Below are 25112 nucleotides of genomic sequence, written 5' to 3' on the forward strand. Positions count from 1 at the left end.
TCGCCGCCCGCCGGGGGTGGCGCGGGCCGATCGGGCTCGGGGGCCGCCGATGATCACCAGCGGTCCGATCTTCCAGCTGTGCTGGGTGGTGGAGGATCTGGCGTCGGCTTGCGAGGTGTTCACCACCCGGTACGGGGTCGGCGAGTGGTTCACCATCCCGGAGGTCCACTTCGGTTCCGATGCCGCCGAACTGCGCGGCGCACCGGCCGACTACACGATCGGTGTGGCGCTCGGCTATGCGGGCGGCCAGCAGGTGGAATTGATCGAGCCGCGCGGCGGGGCGAGCCTGTATGCCGAGCATGTGGACCGTTGCGGCCCCGGACTGCATCACGCCGCCTGGGTGCCCGATGACTACGACGCCGCGCTGGCCGAAGCCGCCGCGGCGGGTATCGAGATCACCGCGCGCGGCAGGTTCGACGGCGTCGGGATGGAGTTCGCCTATCTCGACGGCGGGCCGATCGGCTCGCACGTCGAACTGCTGCGGTTGTCCCCCGAGATGAAGGCGCTGTTCGACCACTTGATTCCGGAAGGCTTCACCAACCCATGGCGGTAGGCGGTGAACGCTACGCCGTCCTCGGCACCGTCGAGGGCGGTTCGGCGGCGCCTGCGCCGGTTCCCCTCACGTCTCGGCCCTACCGGCGCCGGGACCCGTGCGGCGCGCTCGACGCGCCAGGAAGGCGAGCACCATGCGTTTCACCTACGCGGAGACGATGACCGATCCGTCGTACTATCTAACTCTTGCCAAGGCCGCCGAGGAAGCGGGCTACACCTCCATGGCGGTGGCCGACAGCGTGGCGTATCCGAAGGAATCCGACGCGAAGTACCCCTACACCCCCGACGGCAGCCGGGAATTCCTCGAGGACAAACCGTTCGTCGAGGCGTTCGTGCTCAGCGCGGCGATGGCGGCGGTGACCACCACGCTGCGTTTCACGCCGTTCGTGCTGAAGCTGCCGATCCGGCCGCCGGTGCTGGTGGCCAAGCAGGCCGCGTCGGTGGCCGCGCTCAGCGGCAACCGGTTCGGGCTCGGTGTCGGCATCAGCCCGTGGCCGGACGACTTCGAGATCATGGGCGTGCCGTTCGACAAGCGCGGCGCGCGGATGGACGAGTGCATCGACATCGTGCGCGGGCTCTCGGCCGGTGGGTACTTCGAATACCACGGGCAGTTCTACGACATCCCGCCGATCAAGATCAGCCCGGTGCCGACCGAGCCGGTGCCGATCCTCGTCGGCGGGCACAGCAGGCCCGCGTTGCGCCGGGCCGCGCAGCGCGGCGACGGGTGGATGCACGCCGGTGGCGACGGCGCCGAACTGGACCGGCTGCTGGGCGAATTGGACGCGTTGCGCGCGGAGTACGGCACCCGCGAGGACTTCGAGGTGCACGTCATCTCGCTGGACGGATTCACCGTCGACGGGATCAAACGCCTCGAGGACAAAGGGGTCACCGATGTGATCGTCGGGTTCCGGCTGCCGTACACCACCGAGCAGGACACCGAGCCGTTGGAGACCAAGATCGCCAACCTGTCCCGCTTCGCGGAGAAGGTCATCGCGAGGGTCAACGGGTGAGGCCGAGCGCGGCGAGGGTCCGCGCTCGGTAGGTCGCGCCGAACAGCGCGACGTGCACCAGCAGTGGATGCAGCTGGTGCAGCGGCGTGCGGGTGCGCCATCCGTCGGCGAGCGAATGGGTTTCCTGGTAGGCGGCGCGGATGCGGTCCAGGTGCGGTGCGCCGAAGAGGGCGAGCATGGCCAGATCGGTCTCGCGGTGGCCCGCGTGCGCGGCGGGGTCGACGAGCATCGCCCGCTCGCGCGTCCAGACGATATTGCCCGACCACAGGTCGCCGTGGATGGGGGCCGGTGGTTCGGCGGGGCCTGCCAGCTCATCGATGCGATCGATGACGCGCTCGACCAGGCGGATGCCGTCCGCGCCGAGCGAGTCGGCCCCCCGAGCGAGGTAGGGCGCGAGACGCTGCTCGGCGTACCAGCGCGACCACGGTCCGTCGGCCGGGGTGTTGGGCAGCGGCAGGCGTGCGATCCAGCCCTCCCACGGCGCGCCGAACGACTCGGCGCCGGCGGCGTGCAGCGCGGCCAGGTCACGGCCGAAGCGCTCGGCGGCCGCGGGACTGGGACCGGTCTCCTCGAGCCAGGGCAGCACCAGCGTGCGGTCGTCGGCGGCCACGACCTCCGGCAGCAGGGCCTGGGCCGGGCCGGGCGCGGCGGCACGCAGCCAGGACAGGCCCGCCGCCTCGGCCACGAAGACGGGCGCCGGATCGGCCGAGGCTTTCACGAAAAACGTTCGGCCGTCGGCGGTTTCGGCGCGGTGCAGGGTCCACGCGTGGCTGGCTCCGAGATCGGTCACGGCGCGCACGGGCGCCGCGAGCAGCGCGGACAGCTGGGCCGCGCTGCTCACCTGGCGCCCGCGGTGAGCCGTTTCATGGTGTCCTCGTCGGCGGGGAAGAACGACTCGATGGCCAGTTCGGCGACGGTGACGTTCATCGGGGTGCCGAACACCGTGGTGACGCTGAGCAACGACAACTCGGCGCCGTCGTGGTCGATCCGCAGCGGGACCACCGCCTGGTCGGGTTCGGGGACGGACAGTTCCACTTCGCCGCCGGGGTAGGACCGCAGTTCCTCGAGCAGGTCGGCCAGGTCCCTGGAGCCGGTGACCTCCGCCTGACGGGACAGGCGGGCGAAGATGTGGCCGCGCCACTCGGGCAGGTTGCGGATGCGGCCTGCCATGCCGTCGGGGTGCAGGCTCAGCCGCAGCGCGTTCACCGGCGGTTTCGTCAGGGCCGGATCGACTCCCGCGATGAGCACGGCCACGCCGCTGTTGGCGTCGATCATCGTCCAGTTCTGGTCGATGGCCAGCGCAGGGTAAGGCGCGTGACCGGCGAGGATCTGGCGCATGGCGCCGCGCACGGCGTCCATGGCCGGGGTGTCCAGACCGGGTTGCGCGTAGGCGGGCGCGTAGCCCGCCGCGAGCAGGACGCGGTTGCGTTCGCGCAACGGGATCTCCAGGTGTTCGGACAGGTGCACGATCATGGTGCGGCTCGGGGTGGCGCGCCCGGTTTCGATGAAGCTCAGATGCCGCGCCGAGGTGTCGGCCCGTCCGGCCAGCTCCAGCTGGCTCAGCCTGCGTTCCAAGCGCCAATGTCGCAGCAGGTCACCTGCCGTTGGGGTAGTCACGACCCGATCCTACGAACGGCCGACCGGGGCGGCCATTACCTCTCGGGTAATGGCCGCTGATACTTGCGAACCTCCACCGCCGCGCCGGGTCGTCGCCCTCCTGCGGGGTCCCGGCCCGAGCTGCTCCGGCCCTGTCTCGGGTGCGGTCAGGCCATTTCGGGAACGCGCAGGTGCGCGAACGCCAAGTCGAACTCCCCGACCTCGAGCACATTGGCGCCCACCCGCTGGGTAGCCGCGCTCCTGATCCGATTGCTGTGCTCGCGGGTGGCGTCCATCGCCTCGCGACTCGCCCAGACCATCGCGCCCACTCCGCGGCCGCTGTCCCGGTCGACGAACAGGCTGGCGCTGCAGAATCCGTCGAGCGTCTCGATCTGCGGCAGTACTTCCATCCGGAAGGTGTCGATCAGGCGCTCGACCTGTGCCGGATCGACCTGCACCCAGCTGCACCGCGCGCACGCGGTGTCGTCGGCCGGATGGTCACGGTGCATCACCGCGATGTCCCATTCCTCGACGCGCTCCACCGTGCCGCCGAGCTGCCGGGCCAGGCCGTCGCGCAGTTGCTGCACGCGTCCTCTGCTGGCATTCAACGCCTGCTGCGACTCCCACGAGGTCGAAGCGATGCACCGTCCCGTCGACCGGTTCACCAGCAACGACAGTCCGACCCATCCTTCCAGCTGCGGCAGATTCGGCATCAGTTCATCGCGCAGATATGCGATCCCGTCGTCCATCGATGACGGCTGGGCCGCGATTGTGCTGGAACGTGCGTACACGGGCCACCTCCCGCCCTACTCGGGGTGGCGCCCCGGTGGCGCCACCGGACATACTCACCTTCCTCCGGCCCACGCCCGCACGCAATGCCTCGGTTACCGCCCGGCTACGCCGGCGCTCCGGTGTCCGGTCAGCGCTGCTTCGGTTCGCGCCCGTGACGGCGCCGGAGAACGGTCGTAGCCTGAGTCGGTGACCGACCTGATCAAGGTGGAGGATTCCGAGTCGCTACGCTTGGCGCGCCTATTCCTGGGCCGCACAGTGGATCTCGTCATCGACCGCCCGTACGGCAGCCGGCATCCGCGGTGCGGGTTCCGCTATCTGGTCAACTACGGTTACGTTCCGCTCACCCGCGCTCCCGACGGCCAGGAACTGGACGGGTACTTTCTCGGACCGTCCGAACCGCTGGACTTCGCCCGCGGACGCTGCGTCGGGATCATCCACCGGTGGTACGACGACGACGACAAACTGCTCGTCGTCCCGAGCGGCAGCCCGGCGCCGGACGACACGGCGATCGCCGAGGCGGTCGAGTTCCAGGAGACCGCCGGTCACTACGTGATCATCGGCGGATGACCGGCGCGCACCCGCGCGCAGCTCGATTGGGCAGGGCGATACCGGGTAGGCCCCTGCCATGGAACTGTTGGTGATTCTCGGACTCGCGGTGCTGGTCGGCGCGGTGATCCTGTATCGCAAGAGGTCCGGTAAACGGCCCGGCGCACCCGAGGTCCCCGGAAACGACGGCGAGTAGGGAGCGGCTATGAGCGCGATGGATCCCGATCCCGCGAAAACCCCTGACCTGGAACCCGGCGGCGGCGTCGCCCCCGGCTCCACACCACCGGACACGCCGCAGACCTCCGGGTTGTCCGCGCCGGAGCCGAGCACCCGGCACCACTTCCCGGTCACCGGCGTGGTGGCGATGCTCATCGGCGCACTGGTGATCCTGCTGTTCGTGGCCGTCGCGGTCGGGCTCGTGGTGTCGATGCTGTGACCCGCCGCCACCGACGGTCGGCCGATCCGCTGGATCGGCCGACCGCGGGTCATCGCGCGCCGCGGGTCACAGGATCGGCCTGCCCCCGGTGACGGCGATGCGAGCGCCGGAGACGTAGCTGCCGTCGTCGGAGGCCAGCATGACGTAGGTGGGCGCCAGTTCGGCCGGTTGGCCCGCGCGGCCCAGCGGGGTGTCGTCGCCGAACTGTGTGACCTTCTCCACCGGCATGGTGGACGGGATCAGCGGAGTCCAGATCGGTCCCGGCGCGACGCTGTTGACCCGGATCCCGCGCTCGCCCAGCAACTGCGCGAGGCTGGCGGAGAAGTTCGCGATGGCGGCCTTGGTCGCCGCGTACGGAGCAAGGGTGGGTGAGGGCATGTCGGAGTTCACCGAGGAGCTGCCGATGATCGATGACCCCGGCGGCATGTGCGGCAGCGCCGCCTTCACCAGGTAGAAGTAGGCGTTGATGTTCAGCTTGACGGTGTGCTCGAACTCCTCGTCGCTGATCTCTTCCAAGGTCTCGTGCGTCATCTGGAACGCGGCGTTGCTGACCAGGACGTCGATCTTGCCGAATTCCCGCACCGCTCGATCGATGACCGCGCGGCAGTGCGCGGCCTCGGACAGGTCGCCGGGCACGAGCACGGCTTTGCGTCCGGCCTGGGTCACCAGGTCGGCGACCTCCTTCGCGTCCTCGTCCTCGTCGAGGTAGGAGATCAGCACGTCGGCGCCTTCGCGCGCGTAGGCGATCGCCACCGCCCGTCCGATGCCGCTGTCGGCGCCGGTGATCACTGCGGCCTTGCCGGTGAGTTTGCCGGAGCCGCGGTAGCTGTCCTCACCGCAGTCCGGTACCGGAGTCATCCTGGCCTGGATACCGGGGACTTTCTGCTGCTGTTCGGGAAACCCCATGTCGGTCCTCTCCTTCTCCGTTCGGGGCTGGGGATGGGTCAGGTGTCCTGCTGCTGCCGCCAGTCGCGCACCGCGTCGCGGGCCCGGTCGAACAGCGCCAACGGCGGGCCTGCCACCAGATTCGCCAGCGCGGACTCCCCCGCGTGCGGGTGCGGCCTGGTCGGCGCCACGGCCTCGGCGGCGCGCAGCGACCCGGCCATCCGCTGCAGCTGGCTGCTGGAGAACTGCGCACGCAGCAGGGCGAACTCCTCGGCCTCCTCGTGGGCGGCGTGCTCCCGCACGGCGTCGGCGAAGCGGGTGAACCGGGCGTCGAAGTCGGGATGGTCCACCCCGAGGTCGTAGAGGTCGGCCAGCGCGCGTTTGGCCGCGTTCTCCTCCTCCAGCCGCGGCTGCACGATGTCGGCGTCGGCGCCGAAACGGGCGCGTCCGGCGACCGGATGCACGACCTCTTCCTCGGCGCTCTCGTGCACGGCCAGCAAGCGCACCAGATCGGTGAACAGATCCTGTCTCCCGTCGTGACCGGCCTGCAGTCGCGCCAGCAGGGTGCGAATCTCCTCGTGCTGTGCGGTGAGCAGGTCGACGACATCCTGGTCGGTCATCGCAACACTCGTTTCTGTCGCTGTGGAATGCCTTGCCTTGCTGTCGCTTTCGTGGCCCGGGGCGATCACTCGGGGTCGCCTGACCCTGTCGCCGGGCGGATACCCGGGCAGCCGGAGGCCAATCAGCGCGCCCTTACTGGGCTTCGCGCGGGGGTAGCAGCCGTGGCAGCAGCACCGCGGCGGCGGTCGCGGTGGTCGCGCAGGTGGTCGCGATCCCCCAGCCGACCGGATCCAGCGGGCGGCAACCGAAGTATCCGCACAGTCCCGGCGTCATCACGATCGCGCCGAGCACCGCGCCGCTGGCGGCCGTGGTGACCCACACCAGTGGGCTGCGGTAGCCGGAGACCAGCGTCTGGCCCAGCTGGGTGCCGATGAGCGCGACCAGGCCGATGGTGGCGGCGCGCCGCTGCGTGCCGGTCATCCGGCCCAGGGTCCAGGCCACCGAGGCGCTGGTGGCCGTGGCGACACCGCGGACACCGAGGGTGCGCAGCAGGTCGGGACCCAGCCGCGCGGGCGGCAGTTCGGCCAGCCGCTCGGCGGCCCGCTGCGCCTGGGCCTGCGGGTCGTCGGCGTCGTCCGGATCGACCGCGTCCCCTTCGCGCGAGAGGGCCAGTGCCATCGCGGGGAACATGTCGGTGAGCATGTTCACCAGCAGGAACTGCCGGGTGCCCAGCGGCGCCTGGCCGCTGACGGCGGTGCCGTAGAGCGTGAAGGCCACCTCCCCGGCGTTGCCGCCGACCAGCACGCCGACGGCGTCGCCGACCCGCTGCCACATGCCGCGGCCTTCGACGAGGGCGTGCAGCAGCACCAAGGGGTCGGGATGGGTGAGCACCATGTCGGCGGCGTTGCGTGCGGCGACCGAACCCTGTGCGGCCAAACCGATTCCGACGTCGGCGGTGCGGATCGCGGCGGCATCGTTGCTGCCGTCGCCGGTCATGCCGACCACGTGGCCTGCGCGGCGCAGCGCCGCCACGATGCGCACCTTCTGCTCCGGGCTCACGCGGGCGAAGACCGTGCTCTGTTCGATCAGTTCCGCGCGCGCGGTCTCGTCGAGACGGTCCAGATCCGCGCCCGTCACCACCTGTCCCGCCTCGATGCCGAGCTGGCGGGCCACCGCCGCCGCGGTGACCGGGTGGTCACCGGTGATCATGCGGACGCTGATGTCGTTGCGCCGCAGCGCGGTGACCAGCGGCACCGTCTGCGGGCGCGGGGCGTCGGCGAGGCCGATGAACCCGAGCAGGCTGAGTTCGGCGACCGCCGCCTCGACGTCGTCGGGTGCGGCGGACAGGTCGCGGCGGGCCACCACCAACACCCGCAGCCCTTGCTCGGCGAGACCGCGGACCGCCTGTTCGGCGCGTTCGCGCATGCGTTCGTCGAAAGGTCGGTCGGTGTCGTCGATCCGCACGCCGGTGCAGCGCGACAGCACCACTTCGGGCGCGCCCTTCACGATCAACCGCAGTTTGCGGGCGGTGTGGCCGAGGGTGGCGGCGTAGCCGCGGTTGGATTCGAACGGGATCTCCTCGATCGCATCCCAGTGGCGGGGGTCGTCACCCAGCGCCTCCGCCGCCTCGACCACCGCGCGGTCGGTGGCGTGCGCGGGTGGGCCCTCGGCGGGGTCGGGGCAGGCGCGGGCCGCGGCGCGCAGCAGGCGGCGGGCGTGCTCGCAGGCGGCGTCCGGAGCCCACTGCTCGTCGAGATCGGCGAGGGTGGTCAGGCGCAGCCGGCCTTCGGTGAGGGTGCCGGTCTTGTCGAAGCACAGGGTGTCCACCCGGCCCAGCGCCTCCACGGTGCGGCTGGCGCGCACCAGCACGCCGTGCCGCGACAGCCTGCGGGCGGCGGCGAGCTGCGCGACGGTGGCCACCAGCGGCAGACCTTCGGGGACCGCGGCGACCGCGACCGCGACGCCGTCGGCGATCGCGGTGCGCAGCGGCCTGCCCCGCAGCATGCCCAGTCCGGTGACGATGCCGCCGCCGCTCAAGGTCAACGGCAGGGCGCGGTCGGTCAGGCGGCGCAACTGCGCTTGCACGCCGCCCTTCTCCGGCGGGATGGCCCCGGCGGCGGCGCGGCCGGCCTGGGTGTCGTCGCCGACGGCGACGACGATGGCTCGCCCGGTGCCGTTGACCACGGTGCTGCCTTCGAAGACCATGCAGGCGCGCTCGGCCAGCGCCTGGCCCGGGGTGGCCGCGACCTGTTTCTCGACGGTGATCGATTCGCCGGTGAGGCCGGATTCGTCCATTTCGAGGTCGTCGGCGCGCAGCAGCCTGGCGTCGGCGGGGACGACCTCCCCGGCGCGCAGCACGATCACGTCGCCGAGCGCGAGGACACCGGCGGGCACATGGTGTTCGCGTGGCTCGGCGGTGTCGAGTTCGGCGCGATCGATCACGCGGGCGCTGAGCTGTTCCCCCTCGAACAGCCGGTGCAGCGCATTCTCGGCGCGCTGCCGCTGCCAGGCGGAGACCAGCGCGTTGACGCCGAGCACCGACGACAGCAGCACCGCGTCCGAGGGCGCGCCGAGCACCGCGGTGGCGACCGCGCCGACCCCCAGGATCGGAGTGAGCGGGTCGGCGAGTTCGCGGCGCAGCTGACCGGCGAACGACGCCGCCGACGCGACGACGCGCACGCCGGGGATGCGGGTGACCCCGCCGGGCCGAGCGCGTTCGGTCACCGGGACCGGTCGCGGCAACCGGCTGAGCACCTCGTCGGGTTCGAGGGCATGCCAGGGCAGCAGCGGCGCGAGCGTGGCGGGCGGCGCGGTGCGTCCGCAACGCCATCCGGTGTAGGCGCCGGAGAGCAGGCCGGTGTAGTGGGCGGCGGTCATGGGCGAGGACCGGCCCGCGCTGGCCGGGGCGATCGCCAGCAGCAGCCCGCCCAGCGCGGCCCCGGACAAGGCCAGTGAACGGCCGCGTTCGCTGACCTGACGAGCCGGAGCGATGGCGGCGAGGACACGATCGGCCTGGGCGAGGTCGCGGCAGACCGCGTCGGCGGTCCACGGCATCCGCAGCGCCCTGCCCTCCCGCACGGCCAGGCCGATCGCGACATCGGCGTGGGCCAGCGCCTTGTGCGCGCGTGGACTGAGCACGGCCACCACGTGCCCGTCCTTCTGCAGCGCGCGCACCAGCCCGCTCATCGACGTGGACGGGGAGACGAATTCGTCGGCCATGGACCGCAACTCGGCGGCGTCGGCGCCACCGGCGAGGGTCACGCGCAGTCCGGCGCTGCGGGCGCGGCCGAGCAGGGCGTGCGCCCTGCGGTCGAGTTCACGGCCGATCAGCACCCGCCCGACCGGTGTTCCGTTGTCGTGCAGTTCCCGCCACACCGGGCGCAGCGTCACACCGTCGTCGGGTTTTCCGGTCGCCGGGTGCACCAGGCGGCGGTGGCCTCCGGCCGACAGGTAGCGGCCGGTCTCGTCCGGTTGCGCGTCGTCGCGGCCGTCGGCGGTCTCGTGTTCCCACAGCAGGCGCTGGCTCGCGCTCCATACCTGCGCGACCGACCATCTCGGGTCGGTCGCTTCGGCGTCGAGCACCAGACGCCGGGCGGTCAGCAGCGACTCGCCGTCGATGACCAGCGCCGACAATCGGTCCAGCCGCCGCCACACCCGCGGGTGCAGCGTCAGCACACCCGCCCGGCCCAGCATCGTGGAGACGAGCGCTCCGTAGGCTTCGCGACTGGCCCGCGCCGCCTTGGGCGCTCCGAGTTCCAGCGCGTCGGCCGCGCCGAACAGGCCACGTCCGCCCAGGACGGAGGTCACCGCGCCCGCCAGCGCACCGGCGGCCGTTTCGTCGGCGACCCGTTCGATCGGTCCCTGCGGCATCTCGACCACGCGCTCGGGCGGAGACAGCGGATCGCACACCTCCGCGGGACGCCGGTCGATCTCGGGCTCCCAGTCCTGCCATTGCACGTAGCGGGTCAGCGATTCGGTCAGCGTGAAGCCGCGGTGCACCGCGTCGATCACCAGATTCGCCGTGCCCGCCGCCGCACTGTTGCCCAGGGCGTTGCCGATCGCGTTCGCCGTGGTGAGCACCAGGTCGGTCCGGGTGCGGCCGAGCTGGTCCTCCAGTCGTTTACGCAGGCGGGGCTGGGTGTCGACGAAGGCGGCGGCGGCGCGCAACACGCGGGCGGGCCCGCGCAACGGCAGCACCGCGCTCACGGCGGACAATCCGATGGCGCACACGTCGCCCGCGACCTGGATTCCGGCCGCCAGCAACGGCTCCCGGTCTCCCGGGTGCTCGCAGCCGCGACTCCAGTCCAAGTCGCCGACCGCGGTGTCGGCCTCGACGGATTCGATGGCCGACACCAAGGCGGGCAGGTCGGCCGCACCGTGCTCGAGGGCGGCCACGACGCGGCCGGTCACCGCGTTCACCCGCCACCAGCGCACGTCGCGGCGGCGATCCAGGGTCCGGTGCAGCGCCTCGGTGACGTCTCCGCTCTTGCCGGAGTCCAGTCCGCGCACCTCGACGCTGGCGCGGTCCTCATACAGCGCCACCCGGCGGCGCGACCGCAGCGCGTGCGGGTCGATCAACGCCGCCAGTTCGTCGCGCAGTTCCTCGTCACGGCCGAGGTTCAGCAGCGACGCGCTCGCCCGCGCGCCCGCCGCCACCGCCTGCACCGCCTGCACCGGCGCCTGCACGGCTTTCGTTCCCAGATCGACGGCCTTGTCCACGCTCGCGCGGGCCATCTCCGCCGCCACCGACGTCGGCGCCTCGAGCCACCACGGTGAGACGACTCCGCGTAGTAAGAAGCTCATACACGGCAGCTACCCAGGCAAGCACAGAGCAAACCGTCGCGGCCGCGGCGTGTGCGCCGCGGCCGGGCCCGTCGCGGACCCGTCGCGCGGTCAGTTCGCGGTCGGGTCGAGCACGATCTTCACCGCGCCGTCGGTCTTCTGCTGGAAGGTGGCGTAGGCCCGCGGCGCGTCGGTCAGCGGGAGGCGATGGGTGGCGAAGGTGTCCACGCCCAGCGGGTCGCCGTCGCGCAGCAGCGGCATGATGTCATCGACCCACCGTTTGACGTTCGCCTGGCCCATCCGCACCTGGATCTGCTTGTCGAACAGCACCCGCATCGGCATGGGGTCGAGCATGCCGCCGTAGACGCCGATCACCGAGATCGTCCCGCCGCGCCGGACGATGTCGACGGCCGAGTGCAGGGCCGCGAGCCGGTCGACGCCCGCGGTGTCCATCACCTTCTGGGCCACCAGATCCGGCAGGAACGCCGCCGAGCGCTGCGCCATCGACGCCAGCGGCGAGCCGTGGGCCTCCATGCCCACCGCGTCGATCACCGAGTCGGTGCCACGGCCGTCGGTCCAGCCGCGGATGATGTCGCCGAGCGGTTCGTCGACGGCGTCGAGATCGATCACCTCCACGCCGCGTTCGGCCGCGCGGGCCAGCCGCTCGGGCACCCGGTCGACGCCGATGACGCGGTAGCCGCGATGCGCGGCGACCCGGCAGGCCATGTCGCCGATCGGGCCCAGACCCAGCACGGTCACCGATCCGCCGTCGGGCACCGCGGCGTATTCCACCGCCTGCCACGCGGTGGGCAGCACGTCCGACAGGTACAGGAAGCGGTCGTCGGACGGCCCGTCGGGTACTTTGACGTGGGTGGCGTCCGCGTGCGGCACCCGCAGATACTCCGCTTGGCCGCCGGGCACCTGCCCGTAGAGCTTCGAATAGCCGAACAGGGCCGCGCCGCAGCCGTATTCGCGGACCTGCGTCGTCTCGCACTGGGTGGGCAGGCCGGTGCGGCACATGTAGCAGGCGCCGCAGCTGATCTGGAACGGGATGACGACGCGATCGCCGCGCCGCAGCCCGGTGACGGCCGAGCCGGTCTCCACCACCCGTCCCATGGGTTCGTGGCCGAGGACGTCGCCGTTGCTCATGTAGGCGCCGAGCACTTCGTACAGGTGCAGGTCGGATCCGCAGATACCGGTGGAGGTGACCTCGATGATCGCGTCCGTCGGGGCCTCGATCCGGGGATCGGGCACCGTCTCCACGGCGACTTTGCGTCGTCCTTGCCAGGTCACTGCCTTCATCCGCGCGGCTCCTCGGTCGGGGTTCGAGACTTGTCCCCGTCCTACCCGGACACTTCGGCCCGAAACGACCGCTCCGGATCGGCCGCAGGCGGCCGGGCAAGACCGCAGGTCACTGAGCGGCGGCATGGGCCGAGATGCCGCAGGTGTGCCGCCGCCGATTCGGGGTAGGCGGTAGCCGTGGACCATTCACGAGCTCCTCTCCTGGAAGCGCTTGCCGACTATCACCGGCTGGGCCGCTACGGCTTCACACCCCCCGGACATCGGCAAGGCCGCGGAACCGACGAACGCGTCCTCAACGTGATCGGCCGGGACGCCTTCGCCTCCGACGTCCTGGCCACCGCGGGGTTGGACGACCGGCTCTCGCGCGGCGGCTACCTGTCGCGCGCGGAGGCGCTGATGGCCGACGCGGTGCGGGCGGAATCGGCGTTCTTCTCCACCTGCGGCAGTTCGCTGTCGGTCAAGGCGGCCATGATGACGGTGGCAGGCGGGCAGGACGGCGGCCTGCTCGTGGCGCGCGACAGCCACAAATCGGTGGTCGCCGGGCTGATCTTCTCCGGCGTCCAGCCGCGCTGGATCACCCCGCGCTGGGACGCCGAGATGCACTTCGCGCACCCGCCCTCGCCGTGGCAGGTGGCCGAGGCGTGGGACGCGCACCCCGACGCCGCGGGCGCGCTGATCGTGAGCCCGAGTCCCTACGGCACCTGCGCGGACATCGCAGGCATCGCCGAGGTCTGCCACGAGCGGGGGAAACCGCTCATCGTCGACGAGGCGTGGGGCGCGCATCTGCCGTTCCACGACGACCTGCCGACCTGGGCGATGGACGCGGGCGCCGACCTCTGCGTGGTCAGCGTGCACAAGATGGGCGCCGGTTTCGAACAAGGCTCGGTGTTCCACCTGCAAGGCGATCTGGTGGACCCGATCCGGCTCAGCGAATGCGCCGATCTGCTGATGACCACCAGCCCGAACGTGCTGGTCTACGCCGCGCTCGACGGATGGCGCAGGCAGATGGTCGAGCGCGGACAGGAACTGCTCGGTGCCGCGCTGCACACGGCCGAACAGGCGCGGCGACAGCTCGCCGAGATCCCCGGCATCACGGTGCTCGAAGACGAACTGCTCGGCGCCGAAGCCTCGCACGACCTCGACCGGTTGCAGGTCCTCATGGACGTCTCCGGCACCGGGGCCAGCGGCTATCAGGCCGCCGACTGGCTGCGCGAGCATCGCCGCCTCGATCTGGGATTGAGCGATCATCGCAGGCTGCTGGCCACCTTGTCGCTCGCCGACGACAAGGACACCGTCGACACGCTGGTCGACGGCGTCGCCGCGTGGCGCGATCAGCTGACCGATCCGCAGCCGCCCCGCATCCAGCTGCCCTCGCCCGAGGACTTGCAGCTGGAGTCGGTGATGCTGCCGCGCGACGCGTTCTTCGGCCCGGTGGAGACGGTGGACGCGCGGGACGCCGTGGGCCGGATCGCCGCCGAGCAGCTCACCCCCTACCCGCCGGGCATTCCGGTGGTAGTGCCCGGTGAGCGCATCGATGCCGCCGTCGTCGACTACCTGCGCACCGGGCTGGACGCGGGCATGAACGTGCCCGACGCATCCGACGCCCGGCTGCGCACGATCCGGGTCGTCGCCCGCGAGTGAACGAAACATCTCGATGCTCAGGAGGTTTCCCCCATGGCCGGACCGACCGCGCTCGCCTTGGTGTGCACGCTGAAGAAGTCACCCGCCGAATCCAGCAGCGACCTCATCGCCCGGCAGGTGCTCGACGAACTGGCTGGGCACGACGTGCAGGGCACGACGCTGCGGGTGGTCGACTACGACGTGCTGCCCGGCGTGACCGCCGACGAGGGCCCCGGCGACCAGTGGCCGTCGATCCGCGAGCGGATCGCGGCGGCCGACATCCTGCTGATCGCGACCCCCACCTGGGTCGGGCACATGTCGTCGGTGGCGCAGCGGGTGCTGGAGCGATTGGACGCCGAGCTGTCGGAGACCGACGACGCCGGCCGTCCCGCGATGGTCGGCAAAGTGGCGGCGGTCGCGGTGATCGGCAACGAGGACGGCGCGCACAAGATCGTCGCCGATCTGTATCAGGGCCTCAACGACATCGGCTTCACCATCCCGGCCCAAGGGTGCACCTACTGGAACGACCAAGCCATGGGCGGCACCGACTACCAGGATCTGGACTCGGTGCCCAAGGCGGTGGCCTCGGCGACCGGCGCGCTGGCCCGCAACGCCGCACACTTGGCACGCGTGCTGAACGCCCAGCAGTACCCGCCCGCCGAATGAGCCGATCTCCAGGCCGAATCGGTCGCGGATGATCGCGCCGGCGCCTTCGCGGATGCCGGCGCGATCGCCTCGATCAGGCCAGCACCGCGTCCACGGTCTTCTTCAGCGCCGAGGGCTGCGCGGGCGAGGTCGGGGCCTTCTTCCTGAGTTCCTGCATACGCGCACCGATCTCCTGAAGCTGCTTGCGCCCCAGCGCTTCCCGCACCTTCGGGAACCACTCGTTCTCCTCCTCGTCGATATGGTGGTCGACGTTCTCGATGAGCACGGTGGTCTTGGCGGTGAAGTGCTCGTCGTCGGGCTTCATCGCCGCCAACTCGGTGACCAGCACGTCGGCGACGTGGTGCTCCTCGTAGGACTCCAGGATGTCGTCCTCGAGGTCGGGCACGAGTTTGCGCACCTCGGGGTACATGCACTCGTTCTCGAGGTAGGTGTGCACGGTGAGCGCCTCGATGATCTTGTTCACCACGTCGGCCTTGGTGCGGGTGGCGTCCTCGCCCGCTTTCTCGAACTCGCGGAAGAGTTTCCGGATCGCCTTGTGGTCGTCGCGAAGCAGCACGATCGCGTCGGTGGTCATCGCTTTCTCCTTGCGTCGGGGCCGGTCTCTGCCGACATTCCCGGCGCGGCGCCGCCGAAACCGTGGCCTCCACCCTACGGCCGGACCCGGCGCCGGTCGTATGGTGGTGAACCGCACACCGCACAGGAAGGTTCCAGATGCCGCACGCGGACGACTACGCGCACGAGCTGGCCGAACTGGCCAAGCAGTCGGAGATCACCGTCGCGGTCGCCGAATCGCTCACTTCGGGGCGGCTCAGCGCCACGCTGGGCGCGGCGCCCGACTCCTCCGCCTGGTTCCGCGGGGGCCTCGTCGCCTACAGCACCGAGGTCAAGCGGAGCGTGCTCGGCGTGCCCGACGTGCCGGTGGTATCGCGGCCGGCCGCCGAAGCGATGGCGACAGGTGTCCGCGACCTGCTGAAAGCGGTTGTCGCCGTGGCGGTCACCGGAGCGGGCGGTCCCGACCCGCAGGACGGGCAGCCGCCGGGTTCGGTGTGGTTCGCGATCGCCACCGAGCACGACGTGCGTGCCTGGCACCATCAGTTCGACGGCGAACCCAAGGACGTGCTCGACCAGACCGTCGACCGCGCGTCGGAGTCGCTGCTGGACACCGTGCGCGCTCTGCACGCGCGGCGTGCACCGGGCTGACGCGCGGTCAGGACGAACGGCGATGCCTGCGGTGGCTGGTGTCGCAGAACGGATAGTTCTTCGAGCGCTTGCACAGGCACAGCGCCACCACGAACCGGTCGGAGCGCAACGTCCGGCCGTCCGCGGTGACGAACTCCACCGGGCCCTCGATCAACGCGGGGCCGTCCGCGGTGAGTGTCACTCGCCGCCAGTGCTCATTGCCGGATTCGGTCGGCACGGATCACCACCAGATCTTCCATTCGCTGGCCGGGACTGATCAGCCCGGCCGCTTCCAGCCAGTCCGCGCGGCGGCGCAGCACCGGCCCGAACGGCACCGTCGCTCGCGCCACCACGGCGGCCTTCAAGCCCCGCTCGCGCAACTGGACGAGGGTCGTATCGGGATCCGACAGCGCCGAATGCACGATCAGGGCGACACCGCGCGGTGTCAGCAGCGTCGGCAGCGCCGAGCACAACTGATCGAGAATCGCCCGGCCGTGGGTTCCCGCGTCCCACGCGCGGGCGATGCCGCGACTGTCGGTGCCCGCGGGAGCCGGAACATACGGCGGGTTGGCCAGCACCAGATCGAAACTGCGCCCGCCGAGCACCGTGGTGAAATCACCACGCAACACCTCGGCCTCGATGCCGCGCAACCGGCAATTCAGCCAGGCCGACACCACCGCGGACCTCGACACATCCACCGCGGTCACCCGCGCGGCCCCGGCATAGGCGGCGGCGACGGCCAGAGCGCCGGTGCCGGTACACACATCGACCGCGTGCCCGCCACGCGGAATGCCCGCCTCGGACAGGGCACGCACGAGCAACCAGGTATCCAACTGCGGCGGATAGACGCCGGGGGGGCGAATCAACATCACTCTGCCCGGATAGCCAGCTCAGCGCCGCTCAATCAGCCACACCCGGCGCGCGGCCCGTCTCCCGCAGCGAACTGCGGCCCGCGCGCCAGGCGCCGAGCACATGATCGGCGAAGCGGTCCTCGAGCAGATTCGTCACCTGGATGCCGAAAACCACCGACTCGGTCAGCTCCGGTTCCCGCCGCAGCAGGTCACCGATCACGCCGGTGCGCATGATCTGCTCGTGCACCGCGTCGGCCTCGACATGCTCACGGAAGAACAGCACGCACGCCGGGTCGGCCTCCAGTCGTTCCAACGCCGCCACCAGACGCTGCGAACCGGGCGGCGAGGTGATCTCCACCGTGGCGAAATGCCCCACCAGCGCGCCACGCAACGACCGGTGCAGACCGAACAGCGACATCATGTTCACCAGCGCGAGCATCGGGGCGGGCACCACGTCCAAGTAGTGCAGATATTCCGGATTCAGCCCTGCGCCCGCCAGCAGATCGGCGTACAGCTGCGCGTGCACGCGCTCACCGCGCCCACCCCCGAACTCGTCGAACTCCACCGCCACCAGCGACGCCTTCGCTTGGCCGCGCAGCCGGGGAATCGCCCAGGCGTACGGGTCGGCCTCTTTGTGGTGGTAGATCGAGCGGTGCACGAAGTACTCGCGCATCTGCCACCATTCGCCCTCGTCGCGCAGGAAACGGCTCGGACCCTCCGGGTCGGCGGGGGTCACCAGCAAGCCGTCGAGTTCGGCGTCCAGATCGGCTCCGCCGGGCACGTCCTCGCGCAGCGCCCGCAGGAATCGCTGTTCCAGCGCGGCGCGCAGACCCAGCAGACCCGGATCCCACTCCCAGTCGGCGTCGACCGCCGTGAACCCGTGATAGTGCAGCTCGTAGCAGGTGTGCAACGCCAGATGCAGGTCCTCGCCGTAGGGGTCCGCCGGACCCGGCTCCGGCACCGGACCCCGGCCGGGCGCACCGCGCAACAGCTCCACCACCGCCTCCGACAGCTCGCCGCGCGGGCGCGGCAGATCCTGTTTCGGGGCGCCTAACATGACCGTCATACCGGTCGCTTACCCCGGCCGAGCGCCCTTATCGCGGCCCCGCCGGAAAGAATGCGGTGGCCGTCCCCACGCCGCGGGGACGGCCACCGACGAGAAGCACCTGCCGCCGAGCTACCCGTTCGCCTTCTTGTACGCCTCGACGACCTCGGCGGAGATCCGTCCCCGCGCCGAGACGTCGATGCCGTTCTTGCGTGCCCACTCCCGGATCACCGTGGCCTGTTCCCGATCGGTCGCCGACCGCAGGACACCGCCGCGGCCGCGGCGCGCGCGACCGATCTTGCGGGCATACGGAACCCATTGTTCGAAGAATCCGCGCAACTGACCGGCATTCTCCGCCGACAAGTCCATCTCGTAGGCCACGCCGTCAACGGCGAAAGACACGGTTTCCTCGGCCTGAGACTTGCCGTCGTAGTCATCGACCAGTGTCACGACGACCTTGCGTGCCATAGAGATAATCCCTTCGCGGTTACCGAGCGCGTGCAGTCGAAAAAACAATCGTAGCCAGTAGATAACAGATCGGATCCGCCCGCGGAACACCGGGGTCCCCTGCCGGCGCGCGGAACGCGACGCAGCGAACGATTCGCCGCGGGCGGCCGCTGCGCCATCACATAGTGCACGCGCACACGGCCGATCGGCAAACGCCGTCGCGACCGCGCTCCGACGGCGGCGCGGACCTACCACCTGGCGAAGGAGGCGGAGGCGGGCACTTCCCCACTCCGCGGCGACTCGACACGATCACCGCGGCCGGCAACGACGTCGGCGGAGTCCCCTGCCGGGCGCGGCTTTCACTGAATCTGAACGATTCCGCAAGGCCGGCTTCGTTGTTCCCGCTTCGGCCGTTTGTGCACACTTCACAGGGGATCGCGGATGCGGTCCATATGCGCGGAGCAGAAAGGAGCGGTGGATGAGCAATCGGTGTTCGATGTGCGGCCGCTCGACGCATCGGAAGCGGACCCCGAATCGCGATCGGCTGTTGTCGCTGACGTGATTCGCCGCGCCCTCGGCGCGGCACCCGCAATTCCCCGTCCCGGCGTCCGGGTTCGCGCGCACCACGCCGGATCACTCGATCCGGCGTAGCCCTCGCCCACCCGGAATCGACGCCATTCCCGCGCCCCGCGTTTCTTTCCGCCGGGCGGCATCGCTGTCGGTGCCGGCGGTCGAATCTCTCGTGCGAAGAAATATTGGAGTACCCCTTCCAAACGATCGCGCCGACCGTGTCGCCGCCCGGCTTGGCGCGCAATCGGGCGACCATCACGGGTGCGGAATCGATGCCGTGCACGCGAACCCACGCGTGGCGAGCGGCAAGGCGGTCCGTCCGGTACCGACACCGAATTCCAGCGCCGCCTCGGCCGCCTCGGCCAGGAAGTCCACCGCCGGATCGACGACGCTCGGTGCGAACATCGCGGCCGCGGATTCGTCGTAGGTGGCCGCGACCTCCTCGCCGAAATGATCGTCCGTGGGCTGCACCCCGGCACCCTAGCGCGCCGGAATGCGCTGTCACCGCTCATTTTTCGCACGCGCGAGCCGGGCATCGCCCGACCGCGCCGCCGCGGGCACGGCCCGCTCGTCGTGCGGATCGGGTGGTTGCGAAGCGACACCATGAGCACAGGGATTCGCCTGTGCCGCTGCGCGATCCGTCAGGACGACGGTGCGTCACCGTACACGGTCAACCAGATGGCCCGGCCCAGCGCCTCCGCGAGCGCGTCGTCGGTGACCCCCGACCCGGAGGAGAAGCTCGCCGCGATCGACCGCTCGACCATCGAGGTGAGCACGACGGCGGTGGCCTGCGGGTCGATCGCCGGGCTGATCCGGCCCTCGGCCCGGTCCTTCTCCAGCCGCGATCGCACCACCCGCACGAACGAGGCGACCCGGCCGCGCCAGTACGCGCCGACGTCGCGGTCGTAGGCGGCCACCTCGCTCAGCGCCAGCAGCAGCGACCGGTGCTCGCGGAAGCCCGCGATCATGGTGCGCACCGCCGCGACCACACCGGCCTGCCGCTCGGTGTGGTCGGTGATCCACCAGCGCTCGGCGGCCTCGAACAGATCAGCCGTGGCCAGTTCGGCCATCCGGATCAGCAGCCTGCTCTTGTCCGGGAAGTACCGGTAGAACGTCGATCGCGCCGACTGCGACGCGGCGGCGATCCGGTGCACGGCGATCTCGGTGTAGGGCGTGCCGTCGGCGAGCAGTTCCTCCACCGCGCCAAGGACACGCCGTTCGAACTCCGCGCGCCGGTCGTCGACCGGTTTCCGCGCGTTCCTGGGCACTCGGGTCAGCGAGGGCATCCGGCTCCTCTCCGCGGCGCGACGGCCGTCTCGGTCGGCTGTGCCGGTCGGTTGCGTCCCACCATGGCGTCCATTCTGCCGACACGGCACCGATGTTGACATTCGGGCGCACACCGCTCACCATCGATCGGACACAGTGTCCGAGACTATGTGACCGAGGTGTTCGGGCATGCGCGGATCTTCTTCCCCGGCAATCGAGTACACCGATGTGGTGGTCGTCGGCGCGCGCTGCGCGGGTTCCGCGGCCGCCATCGCGTTCGCCCGCGCAGGGCGGGAGGTCGTCGCATTGGACTCGGCGCGCTTTCCCTCCGACACCCTCTCGACCCATCTGCTGTGGCCCGCCGGCCTGGCCGAACTGCGCCGCGCCGGAGCCCTCGACCGCGTTCTTCGGCTCGGCGCGCCCGCACTGACCACGGCCTTCGCCGACGGCGACGGCGTCGAGGTCCGCTCGTCGTTCACGCCGGTGGACGGCATCGGCCACGCGATGTGCGTGCGGCGGACCGGACTGGACGCCGCGCTCGTGGCCACCGCCGCCGCGGCCGGAGCGCGAATCCGAGAGGGCGTGCGAGTCACCGAGCTGCTGTGGTCCGGCGGGCGGTGCGCGGGCGTCCGCTACACCTCCGGCGGCGGGGAGCACGAGCTGCGCGCTCGCCTGGTCGTCGGGGCCGACGGCCGCCGCAGCACGGTGGCCAGGCTCGTCGGCGCCACCCGGCCCGTGTTGTCCGCGCCGAGCGGGCGGGACTGCTACTTCGCGTACTGGCACGACGGCGCGGCCGACCAGCGGCACATCGCCGCGCAATGGCGGTGCGGTCCCGATCTCGGCACCGCGTTCCCCTGCGACGACGGCTTGCTGCTGAGCCTGGTCCAACCGCCCGCGCAGCCCGGCGGACCTGGCGCGCGACGCGCCGAGCTGCGATACCAGGAGACCGTCGAGCGGCTGCCGGGCCTTCGGTCGCGGTTGCGCGACTGCCGCAGAGCCGGGCGGGTGCGCGCGGCCACCGGGCTTGCCTCCTATTTCCGGCGCTCGACCGGGCCGGGCTGGGCGCTGCCGGGCGACGCGGGCCATTTCAAGGATCCGGTGACCGCGCAGGGCATCCGCGACGCCTTGCGCTACGGCCGGTTGCTCGGGGAACTCGCCGCGCCCGCCCTCGACGACACCGAGCACCTCGACACCGCCCTGACCGCATGGGAGCGGCTGCGCGATCGCGAGTGCCTCGGCGTCTACCAGTGGACCAATCGCCTGGCCAGGGGCACGGCGATGCGCCCGTTGGAGATCGAGCTCTACCGCAGGGCCGCGAACGACCCCGCGCTGGCCGACCGGGTCACCGAAGTCTTCTCCCGCACCGTGGAACCGAAGGACGTCTTCACGCCCGCCCGCGCCGCCCTGTTCGCCGCGGGAGCACTGCGCGACTCCTGGTGGGCGCCGTGGCCCGTCCTCGCCGACCTGGCCGGCGAATGCCGCGACGCGGTCTCCGAACGGAGGGAAGCCCGCGCGCTCACGCGCACCGGTCCCGCCGAAGCCATCCCGTCCCGGCCGCCGCGGGACAGTCTCGCGGCATCTTCAGGAGATCGACATGCATGACCCGCGTCCTCGGCCGACCATCGACCTCTCCCGCCGCGACCTGCTGCGCGGCGCACTCGCGGCCGGAGTGTCCGTCGCCGCCGCCGCGCAGGCACACGCCGCGCCGCCGGGAGCCCGCCGAACGCCCGGATCGCCCACCGGAGGAAAGTCGGTCGCGATTCTCGGCGGCGGAGTCGCCGGACTCTCGGCGGCACACGAATTGATCGAACGCGGATACGAGGTCACCGTGTACGAACCGGCGTTCCTGGGCGGCAAGGCGCGCAGCATGGGCGTGCCCGGCACCGGTACCGACGGCCGTGCGGACCTGCCCGGCGAGCACGGTTTCCGGTTCTTCCCCGGCTGCTATCAGAATCTTCCCGACACCATGCGCCGGATTCCCTTCCCCGGCAATCCCGATGGCGTGGCGGGCAACCTGGTTCGCGTCGAGGGCACCGTCGCGGGTTTCCGCGGCAGGCCGCCGCTGTTCGCGCCGGTCGAATTCGGCGGCCTCGACCAGCTGACGCCGCAACGCATCCAGAACACGCTGATCGGCGCGTTCGGGTTCATCCCCGAACTGCCCCCGGCCGAGCTGGCGTTCTTCGCCAAGCAGATGACCGTCTGGTTCACCTCGTGCACCGAACGGCGGTTCGGGCAGTGGGAATACGTGACGTGGGAGCAGATCCTGCGCGCCGAGGGCAAGTCGGCGGCCTATCGCGAATACCTGGTCAGCGCCCTGACCCGGATCACCGTCGCGGCCAAACCCCAGTCGAGTTCGGCCCGCACGATCGGCACCATCGGTGAGGCACTCGTGCTCGCGGGCACCGGGGCGATCCCGCAGTACTCGGCCGGGATCGACCGTATCCTCAATCGCCCGACCAACGAGGCCTGGATCGACCCCTGGGTGACGTATCTGCGGTCGCGGGGCGTGCGATTCGCTCTAGGACAGCGGGCGACGCGGCTGGAGTTGCGGGGCGGCCGGATCGCCTCGGCGACGGTGACCGACCCCAACGGCCGCTCCACCGCGGTCACCGCGGACTGGTATCTGTGCGCCATGCCCGTGGACAAGGCGGTCGCGCTGCTGAGCGAGGAGATCATCGAGGCGGACCCGCATCTGGCGGGGATGCGCGAACTCAGGACCGACTGGATGGTCGGCATCCAGTACTACCTCGCCCGCCCGACCGAATTGCCGGAGGGCCACATCGCCGCGCTCGGCTCGCCGTGGGCGCTCACCGCCCTGCGGCAAGCGCCGATGTGGGTCGGCGACTTCGCCGCGCGATACGGCGACGGCACGGTGCGGGAATGCCTTTCGGTGGACATCTCCGACTGGGACTCCCCCGGCATCCGCTTCCACCGGCCCGCCAAGCAGTGCACCGCCGAGGAGATCGCCGAAGAGGTGTGGGCGCAGCTGAGCGAGTGGCTCAACACGGGCACGGGCTGGCTGCGGCCCGAGGACATCCGCTCCTGGCATCTCGACCCCGGGATCACCTGGACCGCGGAGGGCATCCACAACGAAACCCCGCTGCTGGTCAATACCGTCGGCTCCTACGACCACCGGCCGGAGGCCCGCTGCGCCATCGCGAACCTGTTCTTCGGCGGCGACCACGTGCGCAACAACATCGACCTCGCCACCATGGAGGGCGCCAACGAGTCCGGGCGCGCCGCCACCAACGCGATCCTCGATGCCGCCGACGATCCCGCGCCCCGCGTCCCGGTCTTCCCGCTGGTGTCCCTGCCGGTCTTCGACCCGTGGAAACGCATCGACGCCGACCGCTACCGCGCCGGATTGCCGCATCTGCTCGACGTGTGACCGGCCTGCGGAGTTCCGCCGCCGGTCGCGGGGAAGTGCGGCCGCACTGTCGTATGTTCGGTGGTCATCCGGACATTCGAGAGCGCCGAAGAGGAATCGCAGGTAGCGTAACTGGTTCAGTGCTGGTGAAATACGTTGCCGGACCGAGAACCGCGGGATCGGTCGAACGCCTGAGGGGAGGCATGCTTGCTGGGGGAACGGCTCAGGTCGGATTCGGCGACCCCGTCGACCTCGCTCGCACCGGTCGGCGCGTCCGCCCTGGCACCAGCCCCGTCGAATCGGAAACTGTTCATCAGCCACAGCTCGCGAATCCGCGACGCGGACGAGTTGCGACCGGGGGACTCGATCAATCGCCACGTACACCGCAAACGATTTCTCGCACACCTGCTCGGCGACCTGAAGGCACGCCTCACCGACCTCGGATACGACGTCTGGGTCGATCGAGACGAGATCCAGCCGGGGATGGAGTTCGAGCCCATGACCCATCTCGCGCTGCAGAATTGCGGCACCGCCATCGTGCTGATCGACCTCGACTCCCTGGACTCCAGCTACCTGCGCAAGGAAGCGACGATCCTGATGTGGCGCCGATGGACGTGCGGCATCAATGTCGTTCCCGTCCTGCTGGGATCGGTCAGCGAACGCGATCTCGCCGCGAATCCGCTCGGCAATCCGATCGGACTGAGCACGCTGTCCGTACTTCGCTCGCCCACCAGGAAGACGAACAAGACAGCAGCTCAGACGGTTTCGGAATACGTCACCGAGCACTTGCTCGCGGCCGCTCCCACCTATGAGCGATCCTCGCCCCTGGAGCGCTGGGTCGAAGACTTCTCCGACTTGATCTCCGCGGTCAACGACGAACGGCTCTGGCGGGTCGCCGACCGGCTCGGCTTCGCCTCCGACGATTGGAACCGCATCGCCGACCGGCATGCCGCGGTCGCGTCCGCCTTCCTCGGCACCGACGTGGCGCACGCCTACCAGGCACTCGTCCAGCTCGCCCCCTTGATCGACGACGAGCGACGCCGGTCCAAGATCGTCCAGCGGGCGTGCCCGCTCTGGGTCGACCTCGACGCCGCCCGGGTGATCGCCGACGCGTCCATGCTCCCTCCCGATCAACGCGTGCTGGCGATCACGACCAGCCAGCTCAGACTGGGCGAGCATATCGTTCTGCGGGCCACGTGCGAAGCACCCGAATTCGCGGTGATACCTTTCTCCGACGTCGTCGGAGAAAGCGCGTTCTCGGAGATACTGCAGCGCTACGACACGGGTTTGCGGCGCCTGCTGCATCTGTCGATCCACGACACGCCGGAGGACATCGCCCAGGAGATGGAATCGCTCGGCGGCGGAGTCTACGTGCTCCTCCGGTTCGAGAATCTCAACCCCGGCGCCGTGAACACACTCATAGGTACCTTACGAAAAAGATTCCCTGGCGTCGTGTTCGTGATATTGGCGAGCAAGTCGAGCGCCATCTGGAAGGACAACTCCTTCCAGCGAGCCTACACACGAATCGATGAACCCAGGGAGCGCGACGCACGCCGCTATCTCAGTCGGACAGCAGCTTTGATCGGCAAGGAACTGGATGTAGATGGCGTCGACTGATCAGAGAAGAAGCCGTGGCGAC

25 protein-coding genes are annotated in these 25112 nt (G+C 70.6%); 11 read left to right on the top strand and 14 right to left on the bottom strand.

Annotated features, from left to right (window positions below; all coding sequences use genetic code 11):
• Positions 1 to 49: 49 nt before the first annotated feature.
• Positions 50 to 553 carry a VOC family protein gene (locus tag NB3_RS20020; RefSeq protein ID WP_067805496.1) on the top strand — a complete coding sequence of 168 codons (504 nt, stop codon included), beginning with the start codon at positions 50 to 52 and terminating at the stop codon, positions 551 to 553.
• 133 nt (positions 554 to 686) lie between these two features.
• The gene (locus NB3_RS20025) at positions 687 to 1562 is read left to right on the top strand and encodes a TIGR03619 family F420-dependent LLM class oxidoreductase (RefSeq protein WP_067805500.1); all 876 of its coding nucleotides are present in this window, start codon (positions 687 to 689) and stop codon (positions 1560 to 1562) included.
• Here the strand turns inward: NB3_RS20025 and NB3_RS20030 are convergent.
• The 3 genes from NB3_RS20030 to NB3_RS20040 all read right to left on the bottom strand — a co-directional run bounded on the left by NB3_RS20030 (position 1552) and on the right by NB3_RS20040 (position 3949).
• Positions 1552 to 2403 (bottom strand): fructosamine kinase family protein, encoded by an 852-nt coding sequence (locus tag NB3_RS20030; RefSeq protein WP_067805505.1) that lies wholly within the window; start codon positions 2401 to 2403, stop codon positions 1552 to 1554. The two genes, NB3_RS20025 and NB3_RS20030, sit on opposite strands and share 11 nt — an antisense overlap.
• The gene (locus NB3_RS20035; protein WP_067805507.1) at positions 2400 to 3179 is read right to left on the bottom strand and encodes a helix-turn-helix domain-containing protein; all 780 of its coding nucleotides are present in this window, start codon (positions 3177 to 3179) and stop codon (positions 2400 to 2402) included. The genes NB3_RS20030 and NB3_RS20035 overlap by 4 nt, the downstream gene beginning before the upstream one ends.
• A 146-nt stretch (positions 3180 to 3325) precedes the next feature.
• Positions 3326 to 3949 (bottom strand): antibiotic biosynthesis monooxygenase family protein, encoded by a 624-nt coding sequence (locus NB3_RS20040; RefSeq protein WP_218020607.1) that lies wholly within the window; start codon positions 3947 to 3949, stop codon positions 3326 to 3328.
• A 187-nt stretch (positions 3950 to 4136) separates the two neighbouring features.
• Here NB3_RS20040 and NB3_RS20045 point away from each other — a divergent pair, with 187 nt between their 5' ends.
• Genes NB3_RS20045 through NB3_RS20050 form a run of 3 tightly spaced genes read left to right on the top strand, consistent with a single transcriptional unit; the run spans position 4137 to position 4932 of the window.
• Complete coding sequence (locus NB3_RS20045) at positions 4137 to 4517, top strand: inorganic diphosphatase (RefSeq protein WP_157111892.1); 381 nt, start codon at positions 4137 to 4139, stop codon at positions 4515 to 4517.
• Between the two features lie 58 nt (positions 4518 to 4575).
• The gene (locus NB3_RS35195; RefSeq protein ID WP_157111893.1) at positions 4576 to 4692 is read left to right on the top strand and encodes an LPXTG cell wall anchor domain-containing protein; all 117 of its coding nucleotides are present in this window, start codon (positions 4576 to 4578) and stop codon (positions 4690 to 4692) included.
• Between the two features lie 9 nt (positions 4693 to 4701).
• Positions 4702 to 4932: a DUF6480 family protein gene (locus NB3_RS20050; protein ID WP_067805514.1), complete on the top strand. Its 231-nt coding sequence runs from the start codon at positions 4702 to 4704 to the stop codon at positions 4930 to 4932.
• Between the two features lie 66 nt (positions 4933 to 4998).
• Here NB3_RS20050 and NB3_RS20055 read toward each other — a convergent pair whose 3' ends face one another.
• From NB3_RS20055 to NB3_RS20070, 4 genes are all read right to left on the bottom strand, one after another.
• A complete protein-coding gene (locus NB3_RS20055; RefSeq protein WP_067805516.1) occupies positions 4999 to 5838 on the bottom strand; it encodes an SDR family oxidoreductase in 840 nt (279 codons plus the stop codon).
• Positions 5839 to 5876: 38 nt separating this feature from the next.
• Positions 5877 to 6437 (bottom strand): hemerythrin domain-containing protein, encoded by a 561-nt coding sequence (locus tag NB3_RS20060; RefSeq protein WP_067805519.1) that lies wholly within the window; start codon positions 6435 to 6437, stop codon positions 5877 to 5879.
• A gap of 133 nt (positions 6438 to 6570) precedes the next feature.
• Positions 6571 to 11181: a cation-translocating P-type ATPase gene (locus NB3_RS36605; RefSeq protein WP_157111894.1), complete on the bottom strand. Its 4611-nt coding sequence runs from the start codon at positions 11179 to 11181 to the stop codon at positions 6571 to 6573.
• A 90-nt stretch (positions 11182 to 11271) separates the two neighbouring features.
• The gene (locus tag NB3_RS20070; RefSeq protein ID WP_067805526.1) at positions 11272 to 12462 is read right to left on the bottom strand and encodes a zinc-dependent alcohol dehydrogenase; all 1191 of its coding nucleotides are present in this window, start codon (positions 12460 to 12462) and stop codon (positions 11272 to 11274) included.
• Between the two features lie 177 nt (positions 12463 to 12639).
• On the opposite strand from NB3_RS20070, the gene NB3_RS20075 reads away from it, so the two are divergent.
• Positions 12640 to 14103, top strand: coding sequence for an aminotransferase class I/II-fold pyridoxal phosphate-dependent enzyme (locus NB3_RS20075; RefSeq protein ID WP_067805528.1), 1464 nt, complete (start codon positions 12640 to 12642; stop codon positions 14101 to 14103).
• A gap of 33 nt (positions 14104 to 14136) precedes the next feature.
• The gene (locus NB3_RS20080; protein ID WP_067805531.1) at positions 14137 to 14748 is read left to right on the top strand and encodes a flavodoxin family protein; all 612 of its coding nucleotides are present in this window, start codon (positions 14137 to 14139) and stop codon (positions 14746 to 14748) included.
• A gap of 73 nt (positions 14749 to 14821) precedes the next feature.
• Here the strand turns inward: NB3_RS20080 and NB3_RS20085 are convergent, their stop codons facing one another.
• Positions 14822 to 15322 carry a hemerythrin domain-containing protein gene (locus tag NB3_RS20085; RefSeq protein WP_067805534.1) on the bottom strand — a complete coding sequence of 167 codons (501 nt, stop codon included), beginning with the start codon at positions 15320 to 15322 and terminating at the stop codon, positions 14822 to 14824.
• 137 nt (positions 15323 to 15459) lie between these two features.
• Here NB3_RS20085 and NB3_RS20090 point away from each other — a divergent pair, with 137 nt between their 5' ends.
• Positions 15460 to 15948, top strand: a complete 489-nt coding sequence (locus NB3_RS20090; RefSeq protein WP_067805536.1) for a CinA family protein — start codon at positions 15460 to 15462, stop codon at positions 15946 to 15948.
• 7 nt (positions 15949 to 15955) lie between these two features.
• Here NB3_RS20090 and NB3_RS20095 read toward each other — a convergent pair whose 3' ends face one another.
• From NB3_RS20095 to NB3_RS20120, 6 genes are all read right to left on the bottom strand, one after another.
• Positions 15956 to 16129, bottom strand: a complete 174-nt coding sequence (locus NB3_RS20095) for a CDGSH iron-sulfur domain-containing protein (protein WP_157111895.1) — start codon at positions 16127 to 16129, stop codon at positions 15956 to 15958.
• Between the two features lie 13 nt (positions 16130 to 16142).
• Complete coding sequence (locus tag NB3_RS20100) at positions 16143 to 16796, bottom strand: HemK2/MTQ2 family protein methyltransferase (protein WP_067805542.1); 654 nt, start codon at positions 16794 to 16796, stop codon at positions 16143 to 16145.
• 31 nt (positions 16797 to 16827) lie between these two features.
• Positions 16828 to 17844 (bottom strand): iron-containing redox enzyme family protein, encoded by a 1017-nt coding sequence (locus NB3_RS20105; RefSeq protein WP_067805545.1) that lies wholly within the window; start codon positions 17842 to 17844, stop codon positions 16828 to 16830.
• A gap of 111 nt (positions 17845 to 17955) precedes the next feature.
• Complete coding sequence (locus NB3_RS20110) at positions 17956 to 18291, bottom strand: histone-like nucleoid-structuring protein Lsr2 (protein ID WP_067805548.1); 336 nt, start codon at positions 18289 to 18291, stop codon at positions 17956 to 17958.
• An 804-nt stretch (positions 18292 to 19095) separates the two neighbouring features.
• On the bottom strand, positions 19096 to 19311 hold the full coding sequence (locus NB3_RS20115) for a hypothetical protein (protein ID WP_067805550.1): 216 nt from the start codon (positions 19309 to 19311) through the stop codon (positions 19096 to 19098).
• A 170-nt stretch (positions 19312 to 19481) separates the two neighbouring features.
• Entirely contained in the window at positions 19482 to 20126 is a 645-nt protein-coding gene (locus tag NB3_RS20120; protein ID WP_067805551.1) for a TetR/AcrR family transcriptional regulator, read from the bottom strand.
• A gap of 169 nt (positions 20127 to 20295) precedes the next feature.
• Between NB3_RS20120 and NB3_RS20125 the strand changes: the two genes are divergently transcribed.
• From NB3_RS20125 to NB3_RS20135, 3 genes are all read left to right on the top strand, one after another.
• Positions 20296 to 21708, top strand: coding sequence for an NAD(P)/FAD-dependent oxidoreductase (locus NB3_RS20125; protein WP_067805554.1), 1413 nt, complete (start codon positions 20296 to 20298; stop codon positions 21706 to 21708).
• Complete coding sequence (locus tag NB3_RS20130; RefSeq protein ID WP_067805557.1) at positions 21701 to 23494, top strand: hydroxysqualene dehydroxylase; 1794 nt, start codon at positions 21701 to 21703, stop codon at positions 23492 to 23494. Before NB3_RS20125 ends, NB3_RS20130 begins: the two co-directional genes overlap by 8 nt.
• Before the next feature lie 186 nt (positions 23495 to 23680).
• Positions 23681 to 25090 (top strand): toll/interleukin-1 receptor domain-containing protein, encoded by a 1410-nt coding sequence (locus tag NB3_RS20135; protein WP_067805560.1) that lies wholly within the window; start codon positions 23681 to 23683, stop codon positions 25088 to 25090.
• Positions 25091 to 25112: the final 22 nt, after the last annotated feature.

Source organism: Nocardia beijingensis NBRC 16342, assembly GCF_001612785.1.
Taxonomy (GTDB): Bacteria; Actinomycetota; Actinomycetes; order Mycobacteriales; family Mycobacteriaceae; genus Nocardia; species Nocardia beijingensis.